Origin of the sequence: Clostridium sp. (assembly GCF_047718555.1) — a bacterium.
GTDB lineage: Bacteria > Bacillota > Clostridia > Clostridiales > Clostridiaceae > Clostridium_I.
In genome coordinates, this window is the sequence record NZ_JBDNRK010000049.1 from 22,442 (window position 1) to 31,575 (window position 9,134).

General features: G+C 28.1%; 11 protein-coding genes and 1 other annotated feature. Of the genes, 2 read left to right on the forward strand and 9 right to left on the reverse strand.

Annotated elements, in window-relative coordinates; genetic code table 11:
- Positions 1–79: 79 nt before the first annotated feature.
- On the reverse strand, positions 80–541 hold the full coding sequence (locus ABF633_RS16135; RefSeq protein WP_415524917.1) for a spore coat protein: 462 nt from the start codon (positions 539–541) through the stop codon (positions 80–82).
- A gap of 145 nt (positions 542–686) precedes the next feature.
- Between ABF633_RS16135 and ABF633_RS16140 the strand changes: the two genes are divergently transcribed.
- The gene (locus tag ABF633_RS16140; RefSeq protein WP_415524918.1) at positions 687–890 is read left to right on the forward strand and encodes a DUF1657 domain-containing protein; all 204 of its coding nucleotides are present in this window, start codon (positions 687–689) and stop codon (positions 888–890) included.
- Positions 891–1,051: 161 nt separating this feature from the next.
- Positions 1,052–1,387, forward strand: coding sequence for a four-helix bundle copper-binding protein (locus ABF633_RS16145; protein WP_415524919.1), 336 nt, complete (start codon positions 1,052–1,054; stop codon positions 1,385–1,387).
- Between the two features lie 410 nt (positions 1,388–1,797).
- Here the strand turns inward: ABF633_RS16145 and ABF633_RS16150 are convergent, their stop codons facing one another.
- The 8 genes from ABF633_RS16150 to ABF633_RS16185 form a co-directional block, all read right to left on the reverse strand.
- Positions 1,798–2,028, reverse strand: a complete 231-nt coding sequence (locus ABF633_RS16150; protein WP_415524920.1) for an SHOCT domain-containing protein — start codon at positions 2,026–2,028, stop codon at positions 1,798–1,800.
- A gap of 29 nt (positions 2,029–2,057) precedes the next feature.
- Positions 2,058–2,789: a hypothetical protein gene (locus ABF633_RS16155; RefSeq protein WP_415524921.1), complete on the reverse strand. Its 732-nt coding sequence runs from the start codon at positions 2,787–2,789 to the stop codon at positions 2,058–2,060.
- Between the two features lie 338 nt (positions 2,790–3,127).
- Positions 3,128–4,312, reverse strand: a complete 1,185-nt coding sequence (locus ABF633_RS16160; protein ID WP_415524922.1) for a cation:proton antiporter — start codon at positions 4,310–4,312, stop codon at positions 3,128–3,130.
- Positions 4,313–4,359: 47 nt separating this feature from the next.
- Positions 4,360–4,415, reverse strand: a sequence feature (sodium ion sensor (DUF1646 type); this cis-regulatory element may regulate processes involved in with the transportation of sodium ions).
- Positions 4,416–4,662: 247 nt separating this feature from the next.
- Positions 4,663–5,025: a sulfite exporter TauE/SafE family protein gene (locus tag ABF633_RS16165; protein WP_415524923.1), complete on the reverse strand. Its 363-nt coding sequence runs from the start codon at positions 5,023–5,025 to the stop codon at positions 4,663–4,665.
- A 16-nt stretch (positions 5,026–5,041) separates the two neighbouring features.
- Positions 5,042–5,800: a prolipoprotein diacylglyceryl transferase gene (gene lgt, locus ABF633_RS16170; protein WP_415524924.1), complete on the reverse strand. Its 759-nt coding sequence runs from the start codon at positions 5,798–5,800 to the stop codon at positions 5,042–5,044.
- 17 nt (positions 5,801–5,817) lie between these two features.
- The gene (locus ABF633_RS16175; RefSeq protein ID WP_415524925.1) at positions 5,818–6,963 is read right to left on the reverse strand and encodes an ROK family protein; all 1,146 of its coding nucleotides are present in this window, start codon (positions 6,961–6,963) and stop codon (positions 5,818–5,820) included.
- A gap of 251 nt (positions 6,964–7,214) precedes the next feature.
- Positions 7,215–8,309, reverse strand: coding sequence for a GerAB/ArcD/ProY family transporter (locus tag ABF633_RS16180; protein ID WP_415524926.1), 1,095 nt, complete (start codon positions 8,307–8,309; stop codon positions 7,215–7,217).
- Between the two features lie 375 nt (positions 8,310–8,684).
- The gene (locus ABF633_RS16185; protein WP_415524927.1) at positions 8,685–8,990 is read right to left on the reverse strand and encodes a hypothetical protein; all 306 of its coding nucleotides are present in this window, start codon (positions 8,988–8,990) and stop codon (positions 8,685–8,687) included.
- Positions 8,991–9,134: the final 144 nt, after the last annotated feature.

A 9,134-nucleotide genomic window follows, 5' to 3' on the forward strand; every position in this document is an offset into this window, starting at 1 on the left:
TCACCTTTATATGAATTTTATAAAAAGATAAATTAATTATTCTTATTTAAATTATTAATTTATCTTTTTACATAATATTTTATTTTACATTATACATTCCATGACTATTCATATAATTAAAAAGTTCTTCACCATGCCTTTGTTCATCTTTTTGAATATGCTGCATTGCCTGCCTAACTACAGGATTAGCAGATTCAAAAATGTCAATATCATAAGTACCTGAAACATATTTTTCTGTAGATAACAAGTCACTACAAAGCATTTTATCCTGTTGAGTATTTGCAGCTCCTTGGGGAGTACTTTGAGTCAACGGTTGCTGAGTTTGTTGAGTGTGGCTTAAATTTGGTTGTTGACCTTGAAGCATTTCATTAATAATATCCAAGTGATGTTGTTCCTCACCAGAGAGTCTATTAAAAAGCTGACTCAACTGTGCATCTTGGACCTGCTGAGAATACTTTTTATATTTTTCAACACAAATTTCCTCTTGAAGTTTTCCATCTTCTAAAAACATTCTTTCTTTTTGACTAAGTTGTATTTGCATATTATTATCACCTCAAATTATATTTTGTACAATAATTTTTCATATTATGTAAATCGTTGAGTTTTTTTACAAACCCAAGAGAATAAGTTCTTATAATTTATACATACTAATGTTGTAAAATTATATATTTAAGGAGGACTTCACTATGACTACAGTAAATAAAATTGAAAAAGCTTTAACAAGTGCTCAAGGATTAGCTAGTCAATTGAAAACATTTTCGATGGATACAAACGATCAACAAGCTAAACAAACTTTTAAACAATTAGCACAAACAGCTGAAAATATAGCACAGACGCTTCAAAGTAGATTTGATTTTGTAAAGTCAGAGGAACCACAATATAGAGAATAATATTAAATAGAAAATATAATGAATCTATAAATTAAGTAATGTTACATATAAAATAATGTTTTTATTAATTTCATTTGTATAAAACAACTTTATTTTTCACATGCTAAATTTCGTTAAAAGAATTAAAATAAAAAGGCGTGTTTAATGTGGGAATAGCAACTATGACTACAAATAAATATCAAACATGTATTGATGAATGTAACAGATGTGCTCAAGCATGTTATGAATGCTTTAAAGCATGTCTAAATGAGCCAGATGTTGGGGCAAGAAAGAACTGTATAAGCATCCTTGCTGAATGTGCTAGAATGTGTGAAATGTCATCAGCACTTATGTCAATGGATGCTCAATTTGCAAAAAACCATTGCAGCCTTTGTGCTACTATTTGTGATAAATGTGCCCAGGAATGTGCAATGTTTAAAGATGACCATTGCCAAAAATGTGCTCAAGAATGTCGTACATGTGCAGAAGAATGTAGAAAAATGTCTGGTATACAGTAGTTTATAATTAGCCGTCAGTAATATTATAAAGTTACTGACGGCTAATTATATAGTATCATTTTTTACCATGATTTAAAATAAATTCTTACATATTAACTGTTGCATAGTAATATTATATTTTATAATTATGTAACATTCAATAACACTCTATTCATATAATATTCTTTAATTCCCACTGTTAGGCCATTCTGAATGTTGCAAAACTCTGTTGTGTAACATTGAAAATATGAGAAACTACCATTAATCATCGGTTACTTTGCCCATGGTTACAGAGCTACTGGTATTACCCCAAATAGGTTGTCTCAATCTGCACAAGATAGAATATTTGTGGAGATAAGTTTTATAGTATTTTAAAAAGCACCTATATCCTTTTAAGAACATAGGTGCTTGAAATCTTAGAAGAATTAACTCTACCTTCTCATAATTGTATTTTTATTTTGGTTATATTCTTCCTCAGTGATCTCTCCTCTGGCATAACGTTCATTTAAAATATCTAAAGCCCTGTTATCACTATTATTATAATAATCACCATGACTTGGATGATCTTTTAATTTAATAATAGCGTAAACAATAATAGCAATAAGAATTATAGGTACTAACATCATAAACATCCCTCCATAGCCAAATCCATAATACATCATAATTATATTCTCCTTTCTATTATGCTAAATTATTTAATAATAAATTTTCCATACATACCTTTTGCTGCATGACCGGGGTATTGGCAAATGTAATAAAATGTTCCATTTCCGTCAGCGGTAAAGATAGTAACTGCCGAAGGATAATTATCATTTGAAGCTGGAGGCAGTGGTGAAACAACGGAATTAGCATTATATATACCACCTTGCATCATAGTCATATAGAAGTAAGGTGAATTAGCATTCGTGATTTCTACTCCATGAGGCATTTCTTCATCTTCATTAATCATTTCTAGAGAAATCGTAGCATCCTTAGGAACTTGAATAGTAGGATTAATCAAACCACCAACGACAAATTTTCCATCAGCAGTCTCAGGACCACCAAGCATTACAATAGTTATATATTTTCCAGAAAAAGTAATAGTATTATTTTTTTTATCTATAGTGGCACCTTTTAAGGAATTTTTCATTTGTTTGTTTGCTGTATCTTCATTTAAATAAGATACAGCAGTTGTTCCATTTTGGAATGCATATCCACTCATCATACCATATCCACTCATCATACCTCCAAAATTTTTATAATCTCGGATATTTTTATTACTAGTAGATGTAGTAGTTGAATTTTCTATTGTACCTATATTATTGTAAGAATGTGCAAAAGTCCAATTATTTTTAACAAAGTTAAAACTCCAAATACCGTAACCTATGAGGCAGACAATGGAAAAAGTTAATACTAAGCTCCAACCAAGCTTTGATCTTCTCATAATATCATCTTGTCCTTTCATTTTATATACACATAATTTTTAGTAAAACTTATTTCGTGTTTACAAATTCAGTATAAAATACAATTATGGTGGAATTATGGATAGAAAAATATTTTAAAATTATGTGTATACGTAAATATACCTATTGTTATAAATAAATCATAAGCAAAGATCAAACGGTATTAAAACAACTAAAATATAAAAAATTGGCCCCCATTTATAAAAAATTCAATTTTTTATAAATGGGTGGAGAGAGCATTCGTGCCATGTACTGAAAAGTAAATTTTATGGATATTTAATAGTTTACGAAGAATATAAAAACTATTGTGTCTTATTTGTTATAATTCGATACTTTTTTCTATTTTATGAGAAAATGCTAATTTCAGTAGAATAGGTGTTATAATTGTAGTTAATATTACAACAATCAAAGTTGGAAGAAATATTTCTTCTGAAATTATTCCTTTCTGAAGACCTATATTTGCAGTAATTATAGCCACTTCACCTCTTGAAATCATACCAGTTCCAATTTGGACTGATTCACTCTTACTCATTTTAAGAAGCCTTGCAGCACCACCGCATCCTATTAATTTTCCAATTACTGCTATAATAAACATAACTAAAGTAATAAAAATTACCTCCAAATTAATTCCCTTTAGGTTTGCTTCAATTCCAACACTTGCAAAAAATATAAGAGATAAAAATCCTGATGAAATTGCTTTAACATTTCTCTCCAGATATTCTTTATGGGTGAGTGACGAAAGCATAAGTCCACATATATATGCGCCAGTAATAGCTGCTATACCTAAGCTTTCAGCAATATATGCTATTAATATAGCAAAGGCTATAGAAAACGTAAGAAATTCTCTTCCTGGTTTTATATAATTCGTAAATTTATTCATATATTTTGGTATATATATTACTCCAATTATAGCAAACACACAGAATAAAACTATTTTTATAAATACATATATAATTGATAATGTTCCTGCAGTTCCAGTACTTGAACCAGAAGTTTGTGCTACTGCAAGAACTACAGATATAAGTATAAGTCCCAAAATATCATCTATTACAGCTGCGCCAAGAATATTTATACCTGCTCTTGTATTAAGTTTTCCAAGTTCTTTAAGAGTTTCTACTGTAATACTTACGCTTGTGGCAGTTAAAATAACGCCTACAAATACATTTTCCCAAAAATTATGGAAAAACATATATGCACCTAAAGTTCCTAAAACAAGTGGAAGTATGATACCTGCTACTGCAATTATGAATGAGGACAGTCCTGCCTTTTTAAACTCTTCTACATTAGTCTCAAGTCCTGCAAGAAACATAAGCATAATTACTCCAAGATTTGAGAGCAGCTTAATATTGTCATCATATTGCACAATATTTAATACAACTGGACCAAGTATTACACCGGCAATTAATGCTCCTAAAACTTCAGGCATTTTTAATTTTCTGCTTATTATACCGCCTATCTTTGTAAATATAAGAATTAATACAATACTCAATAATACCTTTTCCATATATACCTCCTCCTAAATATCAAAAAAGGGTAGAAAGTCCCATAAAGGACTTCCCACCCCAAAAGTCATATTCTCTTGAAATCAAATAAAAATTTGTTCAACCGAAATTAAATAGCTTATACTTAGCTATAAACATATTATTTTAATAATAACATATATAAAAATATTCTGCAAATTTCTTATTAAAATATATTCTTATACTTATCCTAAATCTGTAATTCCTATATATCTTAAAGTTTGAGATTTTGAAGAATGATTGAATTTTACTTTTCAGTCCATGCCACAAATGCTCCCGCTAATCTTTATAAGAAATTAAAATTATTCATCTTTTTTTGTCTTAATAATGTTCTTTATTTTGAAAATATCATCTTTAATGATATTAAAATCATAAGTATTCCGAAACCCTTTTTTAAAATTGATAATGGTATAACATGAGCTATTTTTGCACCAAAAACTGAACCAATAACTAAGAAGATACACATCAATATTCCTGCTTGTAAATTAACATGCCCTTCTTTATAGTAATCTATAAAAGCCAGAATACCTACTGGTGGAAGTAAAATAGCAAGGGATGTTCCCTGTGCCTTTAACTGACTGAATCCACACAAGTATATCAATAATGGTACAATTACAACTCCGCCACCAATTCCAAACATTCCACTTAATATTCCAGCAATGCCTCCAATTAGGATAAATAGTATTGTATTTATCATTGTATCCTCCTCATAATTACTTCTTTCTTTTATAACTGTAAATTAGAAATAATATCCAAATAACAACTCCGCCTAAACTGACTAATTGAGCAACTCGAATAGGTCCAAACATAAGACTATCTGTCCTTAATCCTTCAATGAAAAACCTGCCTATAGAATACAAGCCAATATATGTGAAAAATACTATGCCTATTTTTTCAGTTCTTCTTAACAGATATAATAGTATTAAAAATACAATGATATTCCATGTAGATTCATATAAAAAAGTTGGATGATAGTACGTTCCCCCTATATTCATTCCATTTTGAATAAAATGAGGAAAATGTTTAATAAATTCATAACTGACAGGACCACCATGTGCTTCTTGATTAAAGAAATTTCCCCATCTACCTAAAGCCTGTGCCAGTATAATTGATGGTGCTGCAACATCTGCTACTTTTAAAAAACTAATCTTTTTATAATTCGTATATATTAGTGTAACTATAACAGCAAAAATAATTCCACCATGAATAGCAAGTCCTCCTTGCCTTATATTAAGCATGTCGATAATGTTACCCTTGTAACTATTAAACTGAAATACTACATAGTATAGTCTTGCACCTATAATGCCAATAGGCAGAGAAATTAATACAACATTTAACAAAGTATCATAATTAATTTTTCTCCACTTACAATTATACTTTCCAACTAATAAACCTAATAATATTCCTGTAGCTATAAGTATTCCATACCATCTAATGTCAAGACCAAAGATTGAAAATGCTATTGGATTCATAATTTCACGTCCTTACTTTATAATTTTAATATTTCTTGTATAACCATTACTGCTGCTCCCACAGCAATAGATTTATCTCCAAAATAACCTCCTCGATTAAACTCAATTTTTATATCCTTGCCAATATGACTTTTTTCAAGTGCTATGTCTGTACAAGTTTCATAAAATAAAGGTGAATATTTAATAAGTGGACCACTTAAAATTATCAATTGAGGATTAAATAACCTTATATAATTAGCAAGGCCAGTTCCAAAATGAATTGCAGAATCCACTATTATGTTCATTGCAATTTCATTTTTATTTTCTGCCAAATTACATATATCAATGTAATTTATATCTTCTAAGTCCTTGTTTAGATCTATTCTTCTTCCCTTTTTTACTTCTGAGATAAACTTTTCCGTTATTTTTGTTATTGATGCATAACTTTCTACACATCCATAGTTGCCGCACCAGCAATGCTCTCCATCTATATCTACAATCATATGTCCTAAAGTATCTTCAGAATTATTTATTGTGCGTATAAGTACTCCGGAAGATATCACACCTGTTCTTATTCCTACACCGCAGTTAATATATGAGATATTATTTTTATATTTTCCTAATCCAAAATAATATTCACCAAGTACAGCTGTATTAGCACCATTATCAATAAATATAGGAACGTCTATTTCTTTTTTTAACATATGCTTATAGAACTCTTTATTTTCAACTTCACCGACTATACCAATTCCAATCCCTATAATCATGGATTTATCAATCTTTAATTTCAAAATTAGATTTTCTATGCAACTGGGAATGATTTTAGCTAAATTATCTAAACTATAAGAACCCTTAAAAGTCTTTTCATCCACTATTTGAATTTTTAGATTTGTTATAACAACTTGAATATATGTTCTTGATATATCCAAGCCTATAATATAAAAGTCACATGGATTTACATCGTATAAAATAGGTCTTCTTCCACCAGTAGATTCACCAATTGCAGTTTCAACAATAATTTTTTCATCAAGTAAAAATTGAATACTACGATTCAGTGTACTTAATTTTATTCTGGTCATATCTAATAACTGACCTTTAGTAATAGAGCCATTTTTTTGTATAATATCAAATAGGTATTTACCTCTATTGTCTAATACTTTTATTTTATTTACAGTATGCGGCATTATCTTCCTCCTTAATCATGTAGGCACTTATATAATATACTCTTTTATTCATTTTGGCAATAAGTTGATAGTAATATCTCCTTATTAAATAATTCCTTAAAAATATCATTATAGTAAAGTATAATGCAGATTATAAAAAACTCCTGTAGCAATTAGCTAAAAGCAAACAAACTAATAAGATCTCTTCTTTAACTACTATGACAAATAAATAAAACTTAAGTACTTTATAGTATTTTTTAATATTAAGATAGTTACACTTTTAATAGCCCTTTTAAATAATAAATTATGAGGGCTATTAAGGGAATTATAAAAACAATGTGAGGAAAAATATATACTAATGCAAAATTCCAACCAATATTTATATGCTCTGGATTATTTCTTGCCATTATTAGTGAAGTAATTAATACTAATACTCCTAATATAGTACACAGCAACCCCCAATTTTTAACCTTAAATACTTGTGAAATTCCTAGTGCTGATGCGTAAATTAGTATAGATATTTTAAAAAATCCACCCAGTATTAAAATCACTATAAATATTACATCCAATCTATTTAAAAAGTCTCCAATATGTACCAATCTAAGAGTTTGAAGCAAAGGATAGTTATTTGAACTAGCAAATTCATTTCCTAAAGTTACTATAAATAAAATATTGTTTAATGCAAGAAATACCCCTTCTAAAATTGATGTAAAAATCACAGTTTTTTTCAATTTAGTTTTTTGTATTAGAAAAGGATACAGCATAGTCATCGTTATAAACTCACCATAGGGAAACATAGAAAGCTTCCATCCTTTTGAAATCAATTTTATGAAACCTCCATGCAAAATTGGTAGTATATCATAAAATTTGAAAACACCCTCATCAGTTATAGATAATAATATAAAAATAATAATACTAGAAAATATCATAATTATAAAACCTATCTGCGCCATGCTTCCTATATTCTCAATACCCTTATAAACACTATAGGTAATAACGATCATAAAAACTGATGCGGTGATGTACATAGGCGTTCTTATTAGTGAAAAAGAGGTTGTAAGTTCAGTAAAATCTCTTAAATCTCTAGCGGCATCATATGCAAAAAACCATATATATATAATACTCACTATAAATCCAATACATTTTCCATATATCTTAGGTAAATATGTTACTATAGAATCCCCAGGATATTTATTAAAAAGGCTTATATAAATCATTTGAATAATTATAGAAACTAATGAATAAAACAGCATTGCAATCCAAATATCCCTTTTAGTCTCTGGTGTTAGAAAAAATAAGCTAGCAGTTCCATAGGGTGCTAAAAACATTATTGCTAAAAATTGATATGAGGTTATTTTTTCCTTCATAATCGTTGTCCTCTTAAACTTTTATTTAATGTATTTTAAAACTCCTATTATTCTTTCACAAAATCTTTTATTTATTAACTTTTACAATAATCATATAAATTGGCTATATTTTATTGAGTATTTAAAATTTTTTTATGTACATAATTTTACTTCCAATATATTGCTATACATTGCATTATAGTATTCTAATATTCCTATTCTCGTAGAATTGTACCTGTACAACGAGGCGATAAACATCATCAATATCATCCTGTAAGATACCAATTATACATTATGTGAAATGATTGAAGATCTTCATAAGCACCAGCTGTACATTTACAAAAAAGTTTAACCATTTGTAAAGACGATTACTACTTATAATAAGAATACTACTTATTAATCTATTATTTGATATTTTTTATTAATTGCAAAATCAATTATTGTATTTAATACTAGGATAATACTACTCAAAAGACCTACATGTTCACCGGTTAGTAGATTTACAACCGAAAATATACCTAATATAACATAACAAAATCCTGTTATAAAATCTAATAATCTTTGGGATTTAAGGTACTTTTCTAATACACTTTTATTTTTAATATTTAATTTCATTACTTTTTTATGGTTACCATAAATCCCTAAAAAAATAAATGTTACGCCAACAAGTATTATAAGTAAATTTATTATTATATTAAACATGTTATTCCTCCTCAAATATAAATTATGTTTGTGATAAATTTATAATATCATATAGATTTATTTAATTTTTATTAAAAAAAAAAAAATTACTAATTTTCTTCATTAATATAATACAAAATTTTAAGATTTCTAAACTGATCTAAA